The following is a 21,218-nucleotide window of genomic DNA, read 5'->3' on the forward strand; positions in this document are numbered from 1 at the left end:
TTCGGGCTTCTGCTTCGCGCCGGCGTCTTTTTGGCGCTTCTGCCGTGCAGCAGCAGCATAGGCGGCGCGGCCGGGGCCGGTTCAGGCGGCGGCCAGCGCCCGCAGCATCACCCGCTGGTCGAAGGCCAGCAGGCCGACGGTGGCGCCGCACATCACGACGGCGAACGCGAGGTGCGCGGGCGCCGAGGTGGCCTGCGCGCCGACCGCGCCGAGCGCGAGGTGCACGCCGAGCCGCAGCGCGATCAGGCCGACCGCGATCTTCCTGGTCCTGCGGCCCTTGAGGAGCGCCTTGGCCATCTTCAGCCGGCCGCGCAGCACCGTCCTGGCCAGCACGATGTTCACCACGACCGCGGCGGCGAGGAACATCCAGGCGTCCGGGGAGGACTTGACGACGTCGTAGCTCGCGCCGATCAGCCCCTCGAAGGCGAAGAACCAGACGGGGACGGCCTTGTACTCGCCGGTGTTCTTCGTCGTGACGGTGTCGGTGCCGCTCGTCCTGGAGGCGCTGCTCGTCCTGGCGGTGCCGCTCGTCCTGGCGGTGGCGGTGCGGGTCGCGGTGACTGCCTCGGGTGCCTCGGTGATTGCCATGGCATGAGCATCGCGGCCGGCGGGGGTGCGGCGGCAGAGCCGTCCGTCCGGAGAGCGGCATGACAGATGTCATGGGCACGGGCGGGCGGGTGTCACGAGGGGGTCGGCGCCCCCTCGTGACGCGTTCACCCGTCACCCGTTGCCGAACGGGTGGCCGGCGGTGCGCGCCGCGGCCCGTACGGTGTGGCTCAGCAGCAGCGCCGTGGTGATCGGGCCGACCCCGCCCGGCACCGGGGACAGCGCCGACGCGCGGCCGGCCGCCGAGGGCGCGTCCACGTCCCCGGTCAGCGTGCCGTCCGGCAGCACGTTGGTGCCGACGTCCACCACGACCGCGCCGGGCTTCAGGTGCTCGGCGGTGATCAGGCCCGCGCGGCCGACGGCGGCCACCACGATGTCCGCGCCGCGGGTCACCGCCGCGAGGTCCGCGGTGCGCGAATGGCAGACGGTGACGGTCGCGTCCCGGTCGAGCAGCAGGTGCGCCAGCGGCTTGCCGACCACCGTGGACCGGCCGACCACCGCGGCGGTGCGCCCGGCGAGGTCGATCTTGTGCGCGTCCAGCAGGCTGACGACGGCCTCGGCGGTCGCCGGCGCGAAGGCCGGCAGGCCCGCGGCGAGGCGCCCCAGGCTCAACGGGTTCGCGCCGTCCACGTCCTTGCCGGGCGCGATGTCCGCGGCCAGTTCTGCGGCGACGGCGCCGGGCGGCAGCGGCGTCTGCAGGATGATCCCGTGCACCCCGTCGTCGGCGCTCAGCTGCGCCAACTTCGCCCGGATCAGGCCGGGTTCGGCGTCCGGTGGCAGCGTGACGAGGTCGCACGCGATACCGGCCCGGTCCGCGGCGCGCGCGATGGACCGTACGTACCAGCCCGTCGACTCGTCCTCCGTGGCCACCACGACCGCCAGCCGCACCGCACTGCCCGCCGCGGCCAACTCACCGGCGACCAGGGCGGCTTCCCCCCGCAATTGCTTGGCCCGCTCCGCGCCGGTCAGGCTGACGACGGCATCGCCCGGCACCTGCGGCGCGGAGCCGCCCGGTGTCACCGGCTGAGCAAGTCCCCTTGTGGGGTCGGGCGTTGCGCCCGGCGATCCGTCCGTGGCCGTGCTGCGAGTGCCGGCCGTTGCTGTGCGGGGCGTTTCGGGCCGCGCCCCGTCCGGTGCCGGGCCGGCCGTGGCGGCCGTCTGCGTGCCGGGCATGGCGGCCGGCGTCCCGCCCGTTGCCGCTTCCGGCGTCCCGCCCGTCCCGCCGCTCATCGGGAGATCACCTCGCGGACCGCGTCCGTGACCGCCGACGCTCGGGCGGCGATCGTGTCCACCGCCTCCGTTGCCGCGGTCAGTTCCGCGCGGGCTGCCGCGTCCGCGGGTAGGCCGGTCAGGTTGATCTCGACGTTCACGCGGGCCGTCGTGGCCGCGGCCCGGGCCGCCTCCGCCGCCGCTGCCACGTCCGTGACCACGTTGGGGTTGCCGACCGGGAGCAGTTCCTCGGCGAGCGTGACGATCCGGTCGGCGACCGTGATCACCGCCGCCGGCGGGGCGGCCGCGCCGGCGAGGGCCGTCGCGATGGCGGCCGAGCGGGCCGCCTTCTGGTCCGCGTCGGCCTTCGGCAGCCGGTAGGCGTCGGTCACGGCGGTGAAGGCCGCGGCGTCGGCCGCCGCCAGTTCCAGTGCCCTGAACCGGAGTTCGTCGCTCTCGATGGTGATCCGCGTCACCTGATCCGCGTGCGCCGCGTACTTCTCGCCGCTGGTGTACCGGGCCACCATGCCCAGCAGGGCCGCGCCCTGCGCCGCGTGCAGCGCCGCCGCCGCCCCGCCGCCGGGGGCGGGTTCGCGGGCGGCGAGCCGCTCCAGATAGCCGCCGATCGTCTGGTCCTGCACCTGGGCCGCCTTCCGCGTCATGCCGAGCTCCGCGTCACCAGCCGACCCTATCGGCGCGACCTGTGGAGCCGGCGCACAGCTCGCCGCGGCCGGCCCTCGCGGGGAGGGCGCGCGAGGCCCGCAGGGCGGGCGCGCGAGGCGCGCGGGCTGAACTCCGGGGCGCCGCTCGGTTGCAAAGCACCCGGCCCGGCGTGACATCCTGGTGAACCGATGGGCTATGCACCTGCCGGTCTGGATCCCGTCACACCTTTACCTTAGGCTGACGCTTTCTTGAGCGCGTCCGGATCGCGGGGCCGAGCGACCGCGCTCCACACGGATGAGGACGGCACATGAGGCATGCGGGGGGCTCTGCGGCTGACGACTGGCCGCAGAACCACGTCAGTCCCGGCGGCAACGGATCCCTCCGGGTCCCCGAGAGGCTGGCGATCGGCGCCACCACCGCGCCGCCGCAGGCGCAGCCGGGAGCCCAGGCCACCACCACCGTGCCTCCGGTGCAGCCGCAGCCGACGACCCCGGGCCCGATCCCGCCGGTGACCCCGGCCCCCGCGCCGGTCCCGGTCGCCCGCCGCCGCCCGCGGCTGTACATCATCGACGCCACCCGGCTGTTCGCCGCCATCTTCGTCGCCCTGCACCACTACGCGGGCACCCTGCGGGTCAACGAGGCGCACAACCCGATCTGGGGCCGGCCGGTCTCGCACATCATGCCGAGCATCTTCCGGGTCTCGGCATACGGCTGGATCGGCGTGGAGATCTTCTTCGTCATCAGCGGCTTCGTGATCTGCATGTCCTGCTGGGACCGCCGCCCGCGGGACTTCTTCGTCTCCCGGGTGATCCGGCTCTACCCGGCGTACTGGTTCGGTGTGCTCTTCACCACCGGTGTGCTCACCCTCTGGCCCAAGGTGTGGAAGCCGCTGCCGGCCCGGGACGTGATCTACAACCTGTCGATGCTCCAGGAGGGCACCCACCACGCCGACGTGGACGGCGTCTACTGGACGCTGTACTCGGAGCTGCGCTTCTACCTGCTCTTCCTGATCGTCGTCGCGACCGGCCTGACCTACCGCAAGGTGGTCATCTTCTGCTGCGTGTGGGCGGTGGTGGCGGCCTTCGCGCCGGCCGCCAACCTGCCGGTGGTGACGCTGATCGCGAACTCCAACGGCGTCTGGTACTTCATCGCCGGCCTGACGCTCTACCTGATGCACCGGTTCGGGCCTGATCTGCTGCTCTGGGGCATGCTGGGCTTCACCTGGGTGATGTCACAGGACGAGATCTCCTCGCGGATCACGCACGTGGAGCACGTCTCCAGCTGGCGCGGGGCGCTGACGATCTACACGGTCTTCCTGCTGTTCATGGTCGCGGTCGCGCTCGGCAAGACCGACCGGCTCCAGTGGAAGTGGCTGGCCACCGCGGGCTCGCTGACGTACCCGTTCTACCTGCTGCACTACGCGGCCGGTACGACGGCGATCTACTACCTGCGCGACCGGATGGACGCCCGGGTGCTGGTGGCCGGTCTGATCGCGGTCTTCCTGCTCGCCAGCTACGGGGTGCACCGGCTGGTGGAGCGCCCGCTGTCGAAGATCATCAAGCGCGGTCTGAACAACGCCTTCGACAACCTGGGCAAGCACTCCCACAGTTGACGCGGCGGTCGGCGCGGCGGCGGGGGGCGCGGTGGTCGGCGGCCGGGTCCGCCGGCCCTCCGGGGCCGCGGCTGATTCCCGGCGGGATGGCCGAAAACGGGTCACTGGCGTGTACCGGCCGTTGCGATGATCCGCCAGAATCCGGGGGACCGGAAGCCCGGGAAATCCGGCCGAAATTACGCTGGATTCCGTGGGTTCCGGAAAATCAGGGCCACACCAGGCAATACAGCTGATGTCCCGACTCTTCGCAGCGGCGGGCGAAATCCTGCCACTCGTGCAGCATTTGATAGATCACGAACGCGTCCCGCGGGCCGCGCCGGTCGGGAACCGTGGACCAGATGAAGGCGGCGGCGCCGAGCGAGGCCTCGTCGGCGGTGCGCAGCGGCTCGACCACCGAGGCCGGCAGCCGGACCACCGCGTAGTCCGGGTGCAGCACCACCAGTTCGAGCGGCGGCACCTTCGCCGGGGGTATGCCCTCGATGCCGGTGAGCACCATCGCGGCCATCGTCTCCGGCTTGACCTTGGTGTACATGCCGTGGCCGAGTTCGTCGCCGCCCAGTTCCTCGGGGCGCATGGAGATCGGGACACGGGCCGCGGTGGCACCGTCGGGCGCGCCGAAGTACTTGTACGTCACCCCCACTCGGCCACCCCTGCTCCTGCCTTCCGCGGTCGATCGTTGCTCCGGCTGTCCTGCTGGACGGTCGTCGCGCCGTTCTGGTTGCCCCGAGGCGCGATCGGCGGGACGGCGTCGCCTACCGGTGGGGCGGACATGCTCAGGCTCGTGCTCGCCCGGTTCTTCACCCGCTTCGCCACCGCGCTGCTGCATTCCACTACCCGACCATTCGCTGACCCAACCATGCAACCCGATCATCGTGTCAGATGCAGGGTTGAGACGTTGTCGCGCAACGCCCGGCGTTTGAGAGCATGTGCGTGTGAGCTATCCGTTCGAAGCACCAGTGTCCCAGGAACTCTTCGACCGCGCGGCGGCCGTGACGCCCGGCGGCGTGAACTCCCCGGTGCGGGCCTTCCGCGCCGTGGGCGGTACGCCCCGGTTCATGGTGTCCGGCAGCGGTCCGTACCTCACCGACGCCGACGGCCGGGAGTACGTCGACCTCGTCTGCTCGTGGGGTCCGATGATCCTCGGCCACGCGCACCCCGAGGTGATCGCGGCCGTCCAGGCGGCGGCCGCCCACGGCACGTCGTTCGGCACGCCCAGCGAGGGCGAGGTCGCGCTGGCCGAGGAGATGGTGGCCAGGATCGAACCGCTGGACCAGGTGCGGCTGGTGTCGTCCGGCACCGAGGCCACCATGTCGGCGATCCGGCTGGCCCGCGGCTTCACCGGGCGCAGCAAGGTCGTCAAGTTCGCCGGCTGCTACCACGGGCATGTGGACGCCCTCCTGGTGGCCGCCGGATCCGGGGTCGCCACGTTCGGGTTGCCCGACACCCCGGGGGTGACGGGCGCGCAGGCCGGCGACACCCTCGTGCTGCCCTACAACGACATCGAGGCGGTCCGGGCGGCCTTCGCCGCGCACCCCGGCGAGATCGCCTGCGTCATCACCGAGGCGTCCCCGGGCAACATGGGCGTCGTCCCGCCGCGGGACGGCTTCAACGCCGCGCTCAAGCAGCTGTGCGCCGACGACGGCGCGCTCTACGTCTCCGACGAGGTGATGACCGGCTTCCGGGTCAGCCGCTCCGGCTGGTACGGGCTCGACGGCGTCGCCCCCGACCTGATGACCTTCGGCAAGGTGATGGGCGGCGGCTTCCCCGCGGCGGCCTTCGGCGGCCGGCGCGACGTGATGGCCCACCTCGCCCCCTCGGGCCCGGTCTACCAGGCCGGCACGCTGTCCGGTAACCCGGTGGCCACCGCGGCGGGCCTGGCGCAGCTGCGGCTGCTCGACGACGCGGCCTACGCGGCGGTGGACGCCGCCTCCGCCGAGATCCAGCAGCTGGTGACCGCGGCGCTCACCAAGGAGGGGGTCGCGCACCGGCTCCAGACCGCCGGCAGCATGTTCTCGGTCTTCTTCACCGAGGAAGAGGTCCACGACTTCGAAGCCGCCAGGCGCCAGGAGGCGTTCCGGTTCACCGGCTTCTTCCACTCGATGCTGGCGCAGGGCGTGTACCTGCCGCCGTCGGCCTTCGAGTCCTGGTTCGTATCCACCACGCACGACGAACGGGCCGTGGAGCGGATCGCCGCGGCGCTGCCCGCGGCGGCGCGAGCGGCAGCGGAGGCGCAGGCATGAGCGAGAATCCCGTTTCCGAGGCCGGCGGGGCCGCCGGCCCGCAGGACGACGAACTCACCGTCGTACACGTGATGCGGCACGGCGAGGTGCACAACCCGGACGGCATCCTCTACGGCCGGGCGCCCGGCTTCCACCTGTCCGAACTCGGCCGCAAGATGGCCGACCGGGTCGCCGAGCACCTCGCCGACCGCGACATCACCCACGTCGTGGCGTCCCCGCTGGAACGCGCCCAGGAGACGGCCGCGCCGATCGCCGCGGCGCACGGCCTGGAGATCGCGACGGACGCGCGGCTGATCGAGGCGGCGAACGTCTTCGCGGGGAAGACGTTCGGGGTCGGCGACGGGGCGCTGCGCAAGCCGGCGAACTGGAAGTACCTCACCAACCCGTTCCGCCCCAGCTGGGGCGAGCCCTACGTGGAGCAGGCGGTGCGGATGATGGCCGCGCTCGGCGCGGCCCGGGAGGCCGCGCACGGCCACGAGGCGGTCTGCGTCAGCCACCAGTTGCCGATCTGGGTGGCCCGGAGCTTCGCGGAGGGCCGCAGGTTGTGGCACGACCCGCGCCGCCGCCAGTGCACCCTCGCGAGCGTGACGAGCTTCACGTATCGGGGCGACCGGATCGTCTCGGTCGGCTACAGCGAGCCGGCGCTCGATCTCGTCCCCGAGCGCCTGCGCGCCGGAGCGAAGGGCCGCGGCCTGAAGTAGCCCCGACCCGGGGGCACGCGGGGGAGGCGGCGGCCCGGACGGGCCGCCGCCCGCCGCGGCGCGCTCACCGTAATACACGGGCTGGGCCCAACCTGCTAGTAAAACATGGTATTTCGCTCTTTCTGGGTAATGGAGGTCCTTGCTCGCGTATGGCGTGAGCCGGGCGGACATGCATCAGCACGTGGGGGCGGCCCGGTCGAGGGAGCCCGGCTGAGCGAGAGGTGACGAAGTCATGCGTGCAGAGGCCACCCAGCGGGTCGCGCTGGTCTTTTCGCTGCTCGACGCGAACGGGAACGGCGTCTTGGAGGCTGTGGACTTCAGCCTGATGAGCGACCGGGTGATCGCCGCGGCGCCGCTGTCCGGCCACGCGGCCCAGGACGCGATGCGGGCGGCCTTCGACCGGTACTGGACCACCCTGCTCACCGAGCTGGACGCGAACGGCGACGGGGAGATCAGCTTCGAGGAGTACACCGCCTGCGTGCTGTCGCCGGAGCGCTTCGAGGCGACGATCGCCACGTTCGCCGAGGCCCTCGCCGCGCTGGGCGACCCTGACGGTGACGGATTCGTCGAACGGCCGCTCTTCGTGGACCTGATGACCGCGATCGGCTTCGCGCGGCCCAACATCGACGCGCTCTTCGACGCCTTCCGCCCCACCGCGGACGACCGCGTCCCGGTGCGGACCTGGGTCGAGGGGATCAAGGACTACTACGCCCCCGACAAGAGCGGCATCCCCGGAGACCACCTGGTCAGCGGAGCCGGAGCCGGGTCCGTCGCCTGACCCGGGGCCGGGACGCACGAGAGGAAAGGGGGGTCGCCATGGGCACAGCGGACGCGGGACACGTCGTCGGCCTGGCAGTCGGGAGGGGTACGGGGGCGGAGGTCGCGGCCGTCTTCGAGCGGGTCCTGAACCGGTTCGCCCGGTTGTACGGCAGGACCGTCACGGTGGAGCGCGGGCCGCGGACGTACCACTCGTACGTCTCCTTGAAGAACGAGGCCGGCATCGGCGCGGGCGGTATCAGCGGGGCCGGCATCGGCGGGGGCCGCGCCGGCCAGGGGGGCGACGACGGCGCCGTCGAGGAGATCCGCCGGCTGACGCGGCTGGACGCCGACCACTACGAGCGGTTCGTCCGGGCCCGGGCCGCCGCGGGCACCCGGGTGATCTTCCGGACGGCGATCAACGCCCAGACCCTGTATCTGGTCCGGCAGCGGCTGCAAGCGGTGAAGGTGGACACCCTCGATGCCGCGGGCGCCCGGCTGCTGCTCGTCCGGGACCAGGCGCAGGGCTTCTACACCGGGGACAACGAGCACCTGCCCGGCCGGGTCCGCCGGGTCACCGAGTTCAGCCGGGAGATCACCGAGAAGGTGCTGCGGCACGCGCTGGACCGGGCCTGGCAGGAGTGGCCGGACGAGGGGCCAGCCCGGATCGTCATGGCGTACAAGTTCCACCTGCTGGACGGCGCTCTCGACGCATGGGTCGCCGCGTTCGCCCGGCGGCACGGCCTGGACGTCCAGGTCTTCCAGCCGGACACGGTCAACCGGAACCTGATCACGCACGGCCCGGCCGACCGTACGGTCCTGGTCGCGGGCAACGAGTGGGCGGACATCATGCACGTCGTCCTGCTCGACCGCTTCGGCGCCGGACGCCAGGAGGAGCACTGCACGCGCAACGTCCATCTGCACGGGGACGTCGCCGGCCTCGTCGAGTACCAGACGGTGCACGGCTCCGCCGACGACCTGGAGGGGCGTGACCTGGTCAATCCGGTGGCCACCGTACGGGCCTCCGCGGCGGTCGCCGAGCAGTACGCCGGCTGCGACGGCGCGGTGGCCGCGGCGGAGCGGGCGCTCGACCGGGTCCGCGAGGCGGGCGTCCGCACGCCGGACCTCGGCGGCCGGCACTCCACCACGGCGGTGGTGGACGCGGTCCTCGCGGCGCTGGAACCGGCCGCCGGGAAACTGCCGCCGGCCCGGGCTGAGCCTGAACCTGAGCCTGAGCCGTCCACCGTCATCGCACCGGCCGCCGGGCCATGACGGCGTCCCGGTCCCGCGCGGGCACGGCCCTGGTCGTCGTCGACCTGCAGAACGACTTCTGCGCCGGGCCGCTCGCGGCCGCGCGCTACCCCGGCGATCCGGCGGCGCTCGACACCGTCGTGGCGAACACCGCCCGCGCGGTCACCGCGGCCCGCGCCCGCGGCACCCCCGTGGTGCACGTGCGCTTCGTCGGAGACCCGGTCCACCAGGGAGCGGGCTGGCGGCGCCGGGACGCGGCAAGGGGCCGGCCGCCCAAGTGCCTGGAGGGCACCTGGGGCGCCGAGTTCGCGGCCGCGCTGGGTGAACCGGGCCCCGGCGAGCGGGTGTTCACCAAACGGGCCTGCTTCGACGCCTTCCTCTCCGACGGGTTCGAGCAGCACCTCGACCGGCTGGGCGCCGGGCACCTCGCCTTCGCCGGGCTCTTCACCGACGTCTGTGTGGACAGCACCGCCCGCACCGCGTTCCAGAAGGGCTTCCACATCACCGTCCTCAGCGACTGCACGGTCGCCCTGCACACACCCGACGAGCAGATCCTGCGGTTCATGCGCCGCCTCTACGGGGCCCGCGTCACCACCCACGACCACCCCGCCCTGTGGGCACGGCACCCGGAAGAGGAGGAGGCATGCCCGGCACCGCCCCGCAGGCCGCCGGCGCGCACGGAGGCGTCGGGCTGACCGCCCTCATGGTCGCCGCCGCCCGCGCCATCGAGACCCACCGCCCTGACCCGCTGGCCCGGGACGAATACGCCGAGCACTTCGTCCGCGCGACCGGGCCCTGCGCGGACTGGCCGGTGCACCCCGACGACGTGCCGGACGGCGACGCCGACCCCCTCTGGGGCAGGCTGGGCCGCTACTTCGGGCTGCGCACCCGGGTCTTCGACGACCACCTGCTGCGGCAGGCCGCGGCCGGCGCCCGCCAGGTGGTCCTGCTCGGCGCCGGCCTCGACAGCCGTGCGTACCGGTTGCCCTGGCCGGCCGGCCGCACGGTCTTCGAGATCGACCACGAGGACGTGCTCGCCTTCAAGCAGCACACCCTGGACGGGCTCGGCGCCCGGCCACGGGCCTCACGGATCACCGTCGCCGCGGACCTCCGGCTGGACTGGACCCCCGCGCTGCGCGCGGCCGGCTTCGACCCGGCGGCGCCGACCGCGTGGCTCGCCGAGGGCCTGCTGCTCTACCTGGCCTCGGCGGCGGAGCGCCGCCTCACGGCGGCCATCGACGGGCACAGCGCGCCCGGCAGCTCGCTCGCCTTCGAGACGAAGCCCGGTGCGGAGTCCGCGGCGGTCCGGGCGTCCCCCATCTACACGGCCGCGCGCGAGCGGATCGGCGTCGACCTGCTCACCCTCTTCGACGCGGACCCGCGCCCCGATTCCGCCGCCGATCTCACGGCCCGCGGCTGGCAGGCGACCGTCCGCACGCCCTTCGACTTCACCCCCCGTTTCGCCCGGGGCCCGCGACCGGAGCCGGGGGACGCGCTGGCGACCAACCGCTGGACGTTCGCTTTCCGCCGCCGGCGGGATCACCGCCAAGCCGAGAGCGGTCGTCCCCCGGATGGGCCCGAGGTCACGGCGAACCGGTGATACGGATCAGCCGTTAGGGGGGCGTCCGGGCCGAAACGCCGTCTGGGGCGTAACCCGGAGGAACGAATCCCGTCAGGGTGGGTGACCACTTGTCTGCCCCTGCCCTTCTCAGCCGTACGGCCGGGACGCCGAGAGACGGGATCGCACATGACCGCCATGAGCCGCAGGAAACTACTGGGCACCACCGCTGGAGCCGCCGCCGCCCTGACCGTCGGGGGGTGCGCCGCGGGGGGCGGGGAGAAGTCGGGTGCGCCGGGTGCCGCCCAGGCGGGCGCCGCGCCTGCCGGGGCCGGGGCCGGGAAGAAGGCGCCGGCCAGGGCCGTCACGCTGATCGGCGACGGCTCCACCGCGCGGACCGGCCTCCAGCCGAACCAGCCGAAGATCGACCGGCTGGAGCCGGGCCAGACCCCGCCGCAGTTCGTGATCTTCTCCTGGGACGGCGCCGGCGAGGTCGGCAACGGCCTCTTCCCCCGTTTCCGCAAGCTCGCGGCGGACCACGGCGCCACGATGACGTTCTTCCTCTCCGGCCTGTACCTGCTGCCGGAGGCGAAGAAGATGCAGTACGCGCCGCCGAACAGCCCGCAGGGCGCGTCCGACATCGGGTACCTCAAGGACGAGCACCTGCGGATGACGCTGGACAACGTCCGGCAGGCCTGGATGGCCGGCCATGAGATCGGCACCCACTTCAACGGCCACTTCTGCGCCGGCAGCGGCAGCGTGGGCCGCTGGACCCCGGCGGACTGGAAGAGCGAGATCGACCAGGCGAAGCGATTCGTCACCACCTGGAAGACACAGACCGGCTGGCACGAGGAGGAGCCGCTGCCGTTCGACTACGAGCACGAGCTGACCGGCGGCCGCACCCCGTGCCTGCTCGGCCAGGACAACCTGCTGCCGACGGCGAAGGCACTCGGATGGCGGTACGACGCGAGCTCGCCGGGCGGCAACCAGGTGTGGCCGTCCAAGCGCGACGGCATCTGGGACCTGCCGCTGCAGCTGATCCCGTTCCCCGGGCACTCCTTCGAGGTGCTGTCCATGGACTACAACATGCTGGCCAACCAGTCGCACGCGGCCACCAAGTCCGACCCGGCCAACTACCCGGGCTGGCGCAAGCAGGCCACCGCCTCGTACATCGCGGGCTTCCAGCGGGCCTACGAGACCAACCGGGCGCCGTTCTACATCGGCAACCACTTCGAGCAGTGGAACGGCGGCATCTACATGGACGCCGTCGAGGAGGCGCTCAAGCACATCGCCTCCACCGGTCAGGACGACGTGCGGATGGTGTCGTTCCGGCAGTTCGTGGACTGGCTGGACGCGCAGGACCCGGCGGTGCTCGACAAGCTGCGCGAGCTGGAGGTCGGCCAGCGGCCGGCCGAGGGCTGGAAGCAGTTCCTGGCGCCGCCCGCCCCGCCGGCCCCGGTCACCCCGACCGCGCCGAGCAGCGTCCCCGGCAGCGCGCCCGGAGATGTCCCCGGCAACGTCCCGAGTAACGTCCCCGCCGGGTCCGCCACCACCTGACCTGCGCCGACCGATCCACCGACACCTTCCGCTTACTTGGGGCAATTGCCGCTTTTGGTGTTGGCGTCGGGGGGGTCGAAGGCCGCCGAAAGCCTCATGCGAAACTTTTCACATGAGTCCTACGCGTGTCCCCCGGCGCAGCACGCTCCGCGGTGCCGCCGCCCTGGCCGCGGCGGCCGCGGCGGCGCTGGTGCTCGCCGCCTGTACGTCGAGTTCGTCCTCCGGTGGCGGCGGCAACTCGAACTACGTCAGCGGCACCGGCGAGGTCAACGTCGTCAAGGCCGCCGACCGCCACAAGGCCCCCGACCTGTCGGGCAAGACGGTGACCGGCGGCAAGGACAGCCTGGCCGCGTACAAGGGCAAGGTCGTGGTGATCAACATCTGGGGCTCCTGGTGCGCGCCGTGCCGGGCGGAGGCCCCGGGCCTGGCGAAGGTGGCCAAGGAGGAGGCGCCCAAGGGCGTACAGTTCCTCGGCATCAACACCCGCGATCTGGACGCCTCCAACGCCGCACGCTTCGACAAGACGTACGACATCACGTACCCGAGTCTGTTCGACCCGTACGGCAAGCTGATCCTGCGCTTCCCCAGGGGCAGCCTCAACCCGCAGAGCCTGCCGGCCACCCTGATCATCGACCGGCAGGGCCGGGTCGCCGCCCGGGCGCTGAAGGCGCTCAACGAGGACGACCTGCACAAGATCATCGATCCCGTCGCCGCGGAGAAGTGACGTGGCCGGCACCGTCACGCTGACCGCGCTCGCGGCCGCGCCCAAGGTCACCGCGCTCGCGGCCGACCAGAGCCAGACCGTGCTCACGGGGGCGCTGCTCGCCGCCATCCCGATCGCCGTCTTCGCCGGCCTCGTCTCGTTCTTCTCGCCCTGCGTCCTGCCGCTGGTGCCCGGCTACCTGTCGTACGTCACCGGCGTCACCGGCACCGACCTCGCCGAGGCCCGGCGCGGCCGGATGGTGGCCGCGGCCTCGCTGTTCGTGCTCGGCTTCAGCGCCGTGTTCGTCTCCTCCGGCGCGCTGTTCGGGAACTTCGGCGCGACGCTGCTGGAGCACCGGCAGACCCTCGACAAGATCTTCGGCGCCGTCACCATCGTGCTCGGCCTGGCCTTCATGGGCATGATCGGCGGCATCACCCAGCGCGAGGTGCGCTTCCACTACAAGCCGGCGATGGGCCTGGCCGGCGCGCCGCTGCTCGGCGTGCTGTTCAGCCTGGGCTGGGCGCCCTGCGTCGGACCGACGCTCGGCGCGCTCAACGCGCTGGCCTTCGACAACGCCAGCGCGGGGCGCGGCGCGCTGCTGATGGCGTTCTACTGCTTCGGCCTGGGCCTGCCGTTCATCGTGGCCGCGGTCGCCTTCCGCCGTACGCTCGGTGCCTTCACGTGGGTCAAGCGGCACTACGCGTGGGTGGTGCGGATCGGCGGCGGCATGCTCGTGGCGATCGGCGTGCTGCTCGTCACCGGCATCTGGGACCACGTCACCTACCAGATGCAGATCTGGTCATCCGGCTTCACCACAGGGGTCTGACCATGAGCGTCACGCAAGACGGCAGCGTCACGCAGGACGACGTCGTCGCACAGGACGGCCGCACGGAGCCCGCCGCCGACGGCGAGTCCCTCGGCGTCGCCGGCGCGCAGCTCAGCACCGCCCCCAACGACACCTGGGCCAGCGGCCCGGCGCTCGGCGTGGTCGGCTGGCTGCGCTGGATGTGGCGGCAGCTCACCTCGATGCGGATCGCGCTGATCCTGCTCTTCCTGCTGTCGCTGGCGGCGATCCCCGGCTCGCTGATCCCGCAGCACTCCGACCAGCTGAAGGTCGACGCGTTCAAGAAGTCGCACCCCGACATCAGCCCGCTGTACGAGAAGCTGGGGATGTTCCACGTCTTCAGCTCGCCGTGGTTCTCGGCGATCTACATCCTGCTGTTCGTCTCGCTGCTCGGCTGCATCGTGCCGCGCACCTGGCAGTTCGTCGGCCAGCTGCGCTCCCGGCCGCCGGCCGCGCCGCGGCACCTGACCCGGCTGCCCGCGTACAGCACCTGGACCACCGACGCGAGCCCGGAGGAGGTCACCGAGGCGGCCCGCGGCGTGCTGCGCGGGCGCCGGTTCCGTACCAGCGTCACCGGTACGTCGGTGGCCGGCGAGAAGGGCTACCTGCGTGAGACCGGCAACCTGCTGTTCCACATCGCGCTGTTCGGCCTGCTGACCGGCTTCGCGCTGACCTCGCTGGAGAGCGCGCAGGGCGGCAAGCTGATCGTCGAGGGCGACGGCTTCACCAACAACCTCACCCAGTACGACGACTTCTCCGGCGGCACCCTCTACGGGGCGGACGACCTCAAGCCGTTCGGCTTCACGCTGGACAGCTTCACCTCGAAGTACGCCACCTCCGGGTCCGACAAGGGCTCGGCGCTGATGTTCAAGGCGAACATCCACTACTGGAACGGCGCCGACGGCAAGCCGACCAAGGGCTCCATCGCGATCAACCACCCGCTGAACATCGGCGGCGAGAAGGTCTACCTGATCTCGCACGGCTACGCGCCGGTCGTCACCGTCAAGGACTCCACCGGCGCCGTGGCCTACTCCGGCCCCGTGCCGTTCCTGCCGCAGGACAGCAGCCTGACGTCCACCGGTGTGGTCAAGGTCCCGGACGCGGTCGGCAAGGACGCCAAGCCAGCCACGAAGACCAGCCCCGAGGTCCTTGACCAGCTCGGCTTCCAGGGCACGTTCAGCCCGACCTTCACGCTGGACAGCATGGGCCCGCACTCGGTCTTCCCCGAACTCGCCAACCCGGTACTGGCCGTCAACGCGTACCACGGCGACCTCGGCATGCGCGACGGAGTGGGGCAGAACGTCTACCAGCTGGACGCCGACCACCTCACGCAGTTCAAGGACGCCAAGGGCGACATCCTCAAGGACCTGCTCAAGCCCGGCTCCACCATGACACTGCCGAACGGGCAGGGCTCGATCACCTTCGACGGCGTCAAGACCTGGGCGAGCTTCAACGTCGCCCACCAGTCGGGCAACATGCTGGCGCTGGTCAGCGGCGTCTGCGCGATCCTCGGCCTGATGGGGTCGCTGTTCATCCAGCGCCGCCGGATCTGGGTGCGGGCCGTGCGCGGTGCCGACGGCGCCACCCTGGTGGAGCTGGGCGGCCTGGGCCGCAGCGAGTCGGCGCGGATCGCCGACGAACTCGGCGACGTCGCCGTACAGATCCTCCCGGACGCGCCCCCGAAGCCGGACGACCCGAAGCCGGACGCGACCACGGAACCGGACGCGACCACGGAACCGGACGCAGCCGCGAAGCCGGACGACCCCGACACATCCACGCACCAGACAGACGACGAAGGAGCCCGCGCGTGAACCTCGCTGCCGCGGTCAACGAGAACTTCGCGAACTACAGCAACTACCTCATCCGTTCGGCGATGTTCGTCTACGCGCTCGCCTTCCTGGCGCACCTGGCCGAGTGGGTCTTCGGGAGCCGCAGCAAGGTCGCGGTGCAGTCGGCCGCCCTGATCGCCGAGACCGCGGCGGCGGAGGAGGCGGCGGCGGAGAAGCCGGTCACCGTCACCGTCGCCCGGCGCGACGGCGGCACCACGACCATCGAACGTCCCAAGGTCGTCACCCGCGCCTCGGTCAGCGACCGCGGCGCGCAGGACGGGCCCGGCGCGGCCGGCGGCACCGAGAAGGGCGACCTCTACGGCCGGATCGCGGTGTCCTTCACCGTGCTGGCCTGGCTGCTGCACGCCGGCGGCGTCGGCTTCCGGGCCGCCTCCGTACAGCGCGCCCCGTGGGCCAACATGTACGAGTTCTCCACCACCTTCGGCGCGGTCGCCGTCGGCGCGTACCTGCTGCTGCTCGCGCTGAAGAAGGACGTCCGCTGGATCGGGCTGTTCCTCACCACGTCGGTGCTGCTGGACCTCGGCCTGGCCCTGTCGGTGCTCTACACCTCCAGCGACCAGCTGGTGCCGGCCCTGCACTCGTACTGGCTGTGGATCCACGTCTCCTGCGCGATCATCTGCGGTGCGATCTTCTACCTGGCGGCGCTGGGCACCCTGCTCTACCTGTTCCGCGACCACTACGAGGTGGCGATGGCCGCCGGGCGCGCGCAGGGCGGGCGCTGGGGCGACATCATGCGCCGGATGCCGGCCGCCGCGACCCTGGACAAGTTCGCCTACCGGATGAACGCCCTGGTCTTCCCGCTGTGGACGTTCACCATCATCGCGGGCGCGATCTGGGCGCAGGCCGCCTGGGGCCACTACTGGGAGTGGGACCCCAAGGAGACCTGGTCGTTCATCACCTGGGTCATCTACGCCTGCTACCTGCACGCCCGGGCGACGGCCGGCTGGAAGGGCCGCAAGGCCGCCTACCTGGCGCTGGTCGCCTTCGCCTGCTTCCTGTTCAACTACTACGGCGTGAACATCTTCGTCACCGGAAAGCACTCGTACGCGGGGGTCTGAGGCGCCGCCGCACGGCGGACCCGGCCGGGATGGAAGACTGCGCCCATGGCTTACGACGATCTCCGCTCGTTCCTGCGGGCCCTGGAGAAGGACGGCGACCTCCGGCGGATCAGGGCGGAGGTCGATCCGCACCTGGAGGTCGGCGAGATCACCGACCGGGTGAACAAGGCCGGCGGGCCCGCGCTGCTCTTCGAGAACGTGCGCGGCTCGTCGGCGCCGCTGGCGATGAACGTCTACGGCACCGACCGCCGGCTGCTCAAGGCGCTCGGCCTGGCCTCGTACGCCGACATCAGCGACAAGATCGGCGGGCTGCTCAAGCCGGAGCTGCCGCACGGCTTCGTCGGGGTGCGGGAGGCGTTCGGCAAGCTGGCCGGGATGACCCACGTGCCGCCGAAGAAGGTCAAGGACGGCCCCGTGCAGGAGGTCGTGCTGAACGGCGACGAGGTGGACCTGAACGCGCTGCCCGCGCTGTTCACCTGGCCGCAGGACGGCGGGTCGTTCTTCAACCTCGGGCTGACCCACACCAAGGACCCCGACACCGGCGTCCGCAACCTGGGCCTGTACCGGTTGCAGCGGCACGACCGCAACACCATCGGCATGCACTGGCAGATCCACAAGGACAGCCGCAACCACTACCAGGTGGCGCAGCGGCGCGGCGAACGCCTCCCGGTCGCCATCGCCTTCGGCTGCCCGCCGGCCGTCACCTACGCCTCCACCGCGCCGCTGCCCGGCGACATCGACGAGTACCTGTTCGCCGGGTTCGTGCAGGGCAAGCGGGTGGAGATGGTCGACTGCAAGACGGTGCCGCTACAGGTGCCCGCCCGCGCCGAAGTGGTGCTCGAAGGCTGGCTGGAGCCCGGGAAGACGCTTCCCGAGGGGCCGTTCGGCGACCACACCGGCTTCTACACCCCGCAGGAACCGTTCCCCGCACTGACCATCGACTGCGTGACGATGCGCAAGCGGCCGCTGTTCCAGTCGATCGTGGTGGGCCGGCCGCCGACCGAGGACGGGCCGCTGGGGCGGGCCACCGAGCGGTTCTTCCTGCCGCTGCTGAAGGTCATCGTGCCGGACATCGTGGACTACCACCTGCCCGAGGCGGGCGGCTTCCACAACTGCGCGATCGTCTCGATCGACAAGAAGTACCCCAAGCACGCACAGAAGACGATGCACGCGGTGTGGGGCGCCCACATGATGTCGCTCACCAAGCTGGTGATCGTGGTGGACGCCGACTGCGACGTGCACGACCTGCACGAAGTCGCCTGGCGGGCGCTGGGCAACACCGACTACTCCCGCGACCTCACGGTGGTCGAGGGACCGGTCGACCACCTGGACCACTCCTCCTACCAGCAGTTCTGGGGTGGCAAGGCGGGCATCGACGCGACCCGTAAGCTGCCCGAAGAGGGGTACACGCGAGACGGCGGGTGGCCCGAGATGGTGCTCTCGGATCCGGACACGGCGGACCTGGTGACCAAGCGGTGGAGGGAGTACGGCCTGTGAGTGCGACGACGCCGGACCTTTTCGAGTCCGAGCCCCGGCCCGACAGCAAAGTTCGGGCCTTCCTGCGGCTGGTGATGATCGAGCACTCGGTCTTCGCGCTGCCCTTCGCCTACATCGCGGCGCTGACCGCGATGTTCCGCAAGGACGGCAGCGTGCACTGGGGCAAGCTGCTGCTCGTCACCGTCGCCATGGTGGGACTGCGGACCTTCGCGATGGCCTGCAACCGGATCATCGACCGGGAGATCGACGCCCGCAACCCGCGCACCGCCAAACGCGAACTGGTCACCGGCGCGCTGTCGGTGCGCTCGGCGTGGACCGGCGCTCTGGTCGCCGTGGTGGTCTTCCTGGGCGCCGCCGCGCTGCTCAACCCGCTGTGCCTGGCGCTCGCGCCGGTCGCGGTGGTGCCGATGGTGGTCTACCCGTACGGGAAGCGGTTCACCGACTTCCCGCACGCGATCCTGGGGCTCGCGCAGGCGATGGGGCCGATCGGCGCGTGGATCGCGGTGACCGGCTCCTGGGCCTGGCAGCCGGTGATCCTCGGCCTCGCGGTGGGGGTGTGGATCGGCGGCTTCGACCTGATCTTCGGCAGCCAGGACGTGGCCGCCGACCGGGCGCACGGCGTGAAGTCGGTGCCGGCCCGCTTCGGGGTGCCGGCCGCGCTCTACGGGGCCAGGGCCTGCCACCTGGTCACCACGGCGCTGCTCGCCTGGTACGGGGCCGCCACCCACGCCGGGGCCTTCTGGTGGGTGGGCCTGGCGATCGTGGGCTGCGCTTTCCTCTACGAGCACTCGATCGTCAAGCCGCACGACCTGAGCCGGCTGAACCGGGCGTTCTTCACGGTGAACGGCGTGATCGGCATCACGCTGTTCTTCTTCGCGCTGTTCGACCTGATGGCGCGCGGCCTCGGCGTCTGAGGCCGGGCCGCGCGCGGCGGTCAGCCGGTCAGCTGCCGACGACGTTCGTGTCGCCGCTGATCGCGTTGGCCGCGTCGTCCGACGAGCTGAACAGCGAGCCCAGGTCAGGCATCGAGGTGCCGGAGCCGCTGCTGGTGTCGCTGCCGGAGTCGTTGAACATGCCCGACATCGCCAGGCCGACCAGGTCCTGCGGGTTGAGCTGCTTGGCGCCGGACGGGGCCGACACCGGGTCGGCGTCGCTGTCGAAGGACAGCACCAGCGGCACCTTGACCCCCTTGGAGCCGGTGTCGAGCTGCGAGACGTCGAAGCTGATCGCCGACAGCTTGCCGCCCTTGAGCGCCAGGTCGATCGAGACGTTGCGGTTGGGGATGTCCTGGTACGTCTTGGGGTCGGTCAGGCTCTTCACCTTGTCGCCCCCGCCGCCGGGCAGGTCCTTGACCAGCGGGGTGATGCTGCCGAGTACGTCCTTGGTCAGCTGGCGGGCCGGCGCGGTGACGGTGAGGTGGTCGGCGCCGCCGTGGTTGCCGGTGTCGGTCACCTTGGCGTCGCGCTGCAGCGCCTTCTCCAGCGCGGTGATCACCTGGCGCTGGGTCGCCGGGTCGATCGCCTTGGGGTCGGTCAGGTCGGGGATCGAGTCCGTGCCCGTACCGGTGCCGCCCGCCTTGTCCAGGTTCTTCAGCATGCTGCTGGCGAAGTCGCCGAACGCCTTGGGGTCGATGCTCACCCACTGGCCCTTGAGCGCGGCCTTCACCGAGGCGAGCGAGGACGGCAGCTGGTCGACCTTGGCGAGGAGCTGGTTGAGGTCGGCGACGTCGGAGCTGTGGGAGTCACCGGTGTCGAACGACGTGGTCAGCGCCTTGAGGTCGGCGCGCACGTAGAGCTTCTGGTCCACCGAGCGGACCTCGATCAGGTCCTGCTTGCCGTCGCTCCCGCCGTCGATCCGCAGGCCGACCGACGTGCCCTTGTCGTCACCCTTGATGTTCGCGAACGCCTTGTCGGAGCTGGCCGACAGGGACACCTTCAGCGACGCGAGCAGCTTGGCGTCGGCCAGGGTGAAGTCGTCGTCGCCGCCCCCCGACGCCGTGTAGATCTGCTGCCCGGTGGCGTCGATGTGCAGGCCGAGGGTGAGCGACTTCTGGTCGCTGAGCTTGTCGAAGGCGCTCTTGACCTTGCCCTCGGGGGTCGTCGGCGTGTTCGTTCCGCAGGCGGCGGAACCGGCGGCTATCACGGCCACCACTCCGGCGGCGGCGAGGCCCTTGCGCATGGTGTTGATGACGAACTCCTTGGACGCGGGACGCTTGGTCGCTGCGAAGAGAAAGAGAAGGTGACCGGCTCAGAGAAGCCGCCGCTAACAGGGACAGGGATCCAGGGTAGTTGGTTGCTGTGACAGACCTGTGGGCCCGATCACGTCCGGGCACGGGCACCGCCGGTCGGCAGCGCTAGCCGGCGGCGACCGAGCGCTCGCGGAACAGGAACGCCGCCGCGACCCCGCCGATCAGCCCGAACAGGTGGCCCTGCCAGGACACCCCGGTCGCGTTCGGCAGCACGCCCCACAGGATCGAGCCGTACAGCGCGCCGACCACCAGGCCGATGACGACGTCCAGCGCCCGCCGGTCCACGAAGCCGCGCACCAGCAGATAGCCGAACAGCCCGAAGATCAGCCCGGAGGCGCCCGCGGTGTTGGTGTGCGCGGGGGCGACCAGCCACACCCCGAGGCCGCCGATCACGATGATGGTGAACGCCACGGCCAGGTAGCGGCCTATCCCGCGCAGCGCGGCTATGAAGCCGAGCACGAGCAGCGGCAGCGTGTTGGAGGCCACGTGCCCGAACCCGAAGTGGGTGAACGCGGACGGCACGATGTCGAGCAGCTCGGCGGGCTTGCGCGGGACGATGCCGAACGTGTCGAGCGCGTGGCCGGACAGCGAGTCCACCGCTTCGAGCAGCCACAGCAGCGCCACCCAGCCGATCATCAGCACGGCCGCGGCGATCACCCGGCTGCCCCCGCGCAGCGGCGCCAGCGCCCGGTCGACCACGCCCGCGCGCGGGCGCCCGGTGCGGCCCTGCGGCCGTCCCGTCCTCGTCCCGTCAGTCATCGGTCCGTACGTCATCGAAGCCCCCTAGCCCCCGGCCTCCACCGCATCCCTCCTGCAGTGTCCTCCGACCAGCACAACGCCCGCCAGACCCCGCCCGGTTCCCGGC

The 21,218-nt window shown here is 71.7% G+C and carries 20 protein-coding genes; 14 read left to right on the top strand and 6 right to left on the bottom strand.

Annotation, left to right across the window (positions count from 1 at the left end; all coding sequences use genetic code 11):
* Positions 1–81 precede the first annotated feature (81 nt).
* The 3 genes from ACQPW6_RS23600 to ACQPW6_RS23610 all read right to left on the bottom strand — a co-directional run bounded on the left by ACQPW6_RS23600 (position 82) and on the right by ACQPW6_RS23610 (position 2,477).
* The gene (locus ACQPW6_RS23600; protein ID WP_433891667.1) at positions 82–588 is read right to left on the bottom strand and encodes a hypothetical protein; all 507 of its coding nucleotides are present in this window, start codon (positions 586–588) and stop codon (positions 82–84) included.
* A gap of 132 nt (positions 589–720) precedes the next feature.
* Positions 721–1,626, bottom strand: coding sequence for a bifunctional 5,10-methylenetetrahydrofolate dehydrogenase/5,10-methenyltetrahydrofolate cyclohydrolase (locus ACQPW6_RS23605; protein ID WP_433891668.1), 906 nt, complete (start codon positions 1,624–1,626; stop codon positions 721–723).
* Between the two features lie 206 nt (positions 1,627–1,832).
* Positions 1,833–2,477 carry a cyclodeaminase/cyclohydrolase family protein gene (locus ACQPW6_RS23610; protein ID WP_433891669.1) on the bottom strand — a complete coding sequence of 215 codons (645 nt, stop codon included), beginning with the start codon at positions 2,475–2,477 and terminating at the stop codon, positions 1,833–1,835.
* Positions 2,478–2,785: 308 nt separating this feature from the next.
* On the opposite strand from ACQPW6_RS23610, the gene ACQPW6_RS23615 reads away from it, so the two are divergent.
* Positions 2,786–4,090, top strand: a complete 1,305-nt coding sequence (locus tag ACQPW6_RS23615; RefSeq protein ID WP_433891670.1) for an acyltransferase family protein — start codon at positions 2,786–2,788, stop codon at positions 4,088–4,090.
* Positions 4,091–4,295: 205 nt separating this feature from the next.
* On the opposite strand, the gene ACQPW6_RS23620 is transcribed toward ACQPW6_RS23615, so the two are convergent.
* Positions 4,296–4,916, bottom strand: coding sequence for a hypothetical protein (locus ACQPW6_RS23620; protein ID WP_433891671.1), 621 nt, complete (start codon positions 4,914–4,916; stop codon positions 4,296–4,298).
* A 106-nt stretch (positions 4,917–5,022) separates the two neighbouring features.
* Between ACQPW6_RS23620 and hemL the strand changes: the two genes are divergently transcribed.
* The 13 genes from hemL (at position 5,023) to mqnP (ending at position 19,019) form a co-directional block, all read left to right on the top strand.
* On the top strand, positions 5,023–6,330 hold the full coding sequence (hemL, locus tag ACQPW6_RS23625) for a glutamate-1-semialdehyde 2,1-aminomutase (protein ID WP_433891672.1): 1,308 nt from the start codon (positions 5,023–5,025) through the stop codon (positions 6,328–6,330).
* Positions 6,327–7,031, top strand: a complete 705-nt coding sequence (locus ACQPW6_RS23630) for a histidine phosphatase family protein (protein WP_433891673.1) — start codon at positions 6,327–6,329, stop codon at positions 7,029–7,031. The genes hemL and ACQPW6_RS23630 overlap by 4 nt, the downstream gene beginning before the upstream one ends.
* 232 nt (positions 7,032–7,263) lie before the next feature.
* Positions 7,264–7,809 carry an EF-hand domain-containing protein gene (locus ACQPW6_RS23635; protein ID WP_433891674.1) on the top strand — a complete coding sequence of 182 codons (546 nt, stop codon included), beginning with the start codon at positions 7,264–7,266 and terminating at the stop codon, positions 7,807–7,809.
* Positions 7,810–7,847: 38 nt separating this feature from the next.
* Complete coding sequence (locus ACQPW6_RS23640; protein ID WP_433891675.1) at positions 7,848–9,059, top strand: isocitrate/isopropylmalate family dehydrogenase; 1,212 nt, start codon at positions 7,848–7,850, stop codon at positions 9,057–9,059.
* Complete coding sequence (locus ACQPW6_RS23645) at positions 9,056–9,733, top strand: cysteine hydrolase family protein (protein WP_433891676.1); 678 nt, start codon at positions 9,056–9,058, stop codon at positions 9,731–9,733. The genes ACQPW6_RS23640 and ACQPW6_RS23645 overlap by 4 nt, the downstream gene beginning before the upstream one ends.
* Positions 9,682–10,638: a class I SAM-dependent methyltransferase gene (locus ACQPW6_RS23650; RefSeq protein WP_433891677.1), complete on the top strand. Its 957-nt coding sequence runs from the start codon at positions 9,682–9,684 to the stop codon at positions 10,636–10,638. Before ACQPW6_RS23645 ends, ACQPW6_RS23650 begins: the two co-directional genes overlap by 52 nt.
* 147 nt (positions 10,639–10,785) lie before the next feature.
* Entirely contained in the window at positions 10,786–12,153 is a 1,368-nt protein-coding gene (locus tag ACQPW6_RS23655; protein WP_433891678.1) for a hypothetical protein, read from the top strand.
* 112 nt (positions 12,154–12,265) lie between these two features.
* Entirely contained in the window at positions 12,266–12,877 is a 612-nt protein-coding gene (locus tag ACQPW6_RS23660) for a TlpA family protein disulfide reductase (protein WP_433891679.1), read from the top strand.
* A 1-nt stretch (position 12,878) separates the two neighbouring features.
* Positions 12,879–13,682: a cytochrome c biogenesis CcdA family protein gene (locus ACQPW6_RS23665; RefSeq protein ID WP_433891680.1), complete on the top strand. Its 804-nt coding sequence runs from the start codon at positions 12,879–12,881 to the stop codon at positions 13,680–13,682.
* Positions 13,683–13,684: 2 nt separating this feature from the next.
* Positions 13,685–15,511, top strand: coding sequence for a cytochrome c biogenesis protein ResB (resB, locus tag ACQPW6_RS23670; RefSeq protein ID WP_433891681.1), 1,827 nt, complete (start codon positions 13,685–13,687; stop codon positions 15,509–15,511).
* Entirely contained in the window at positions 15,508–16,608 is a 1,101-nt protein-coding gene (gene ccsB / locus ACQPW6_RS23675; protein WP_433891682.1) for a c-type cytochrome biogenesis protein CcsB, read from the top strand. Before resB ends, ccsB begins: the two co-directional genes overlap by 4 nt.
* 45 nt (positions 16,609–16,653) lie before the next feature.
* On the top strand, positions 16,654–18,105 hold the full coding sequence (locus ACQPW6_RS23680; protein WP_433891683.1) for a menaquinone biosynthesis decarboxylase: 1,452 nt from the start codon (positions 16,654–16,656) through the stop codon (positions 18,103–18,105).
* On the top strand, positions 18,102–19,019 hold the full coding sequence (gene mqnP, locus ACQPW6_RS23685; protein ID WP_433891684.1) for a menaquinone biosynthesis prenyltransferase MqnP: 918 nt from the start codon (positions 18,102–18,104) through the stop codon (positions 19,017–19,019). Before ACQPW6_RS23680 ends, mqnP begins: the two co-directional genes overlap by 4 nt.
* Before the next feature lie 28 nt (positions 19,020–19,047).
* On the opposite strand, the gene ACQPW6_RS23690 is transcribed toward mqnP, so the two are convergent.
* Together ACQPW6_RS23690 and ACQPW6_RS23695 are read right to left on the bottom strand one after the other, a co-directional pair.
* Positions 19,048–20,283, bottom strand: coding sequence for a hypothetical protein (locus tag ACQPW6_RS23690; protein ID WP_433891685.1), 1,236 nt, complete (start codon positions 20,281–20,283; stop codon positions 19,048–19,050).
* A gap of 175 nt (positions 20,284–20,458) precedes the next feature.
* On the bottom strand, positions 20,459–20,989 hold the full coding sequence (locus tag ACQPW6_RS23695; RefSeq protein WP_433894636.1) for a rhomboid family intramembrane serine protease: 531 nt from the start codon (positions 20,987–20,989) through the stop codon (positions 20,459–20,461).
* Between the last annotated feature and the right edge of the window lie 229 nt (positions 20,990–21,218).

This window comes from Streptomyces sp. CA-111067, assembly GCF_050956065.1.
Lineage (GTDB): Bacteria > Actinomycetota > Actinomycetes > Streptomycetales > Streptomycetaceae > Actinacidiphila.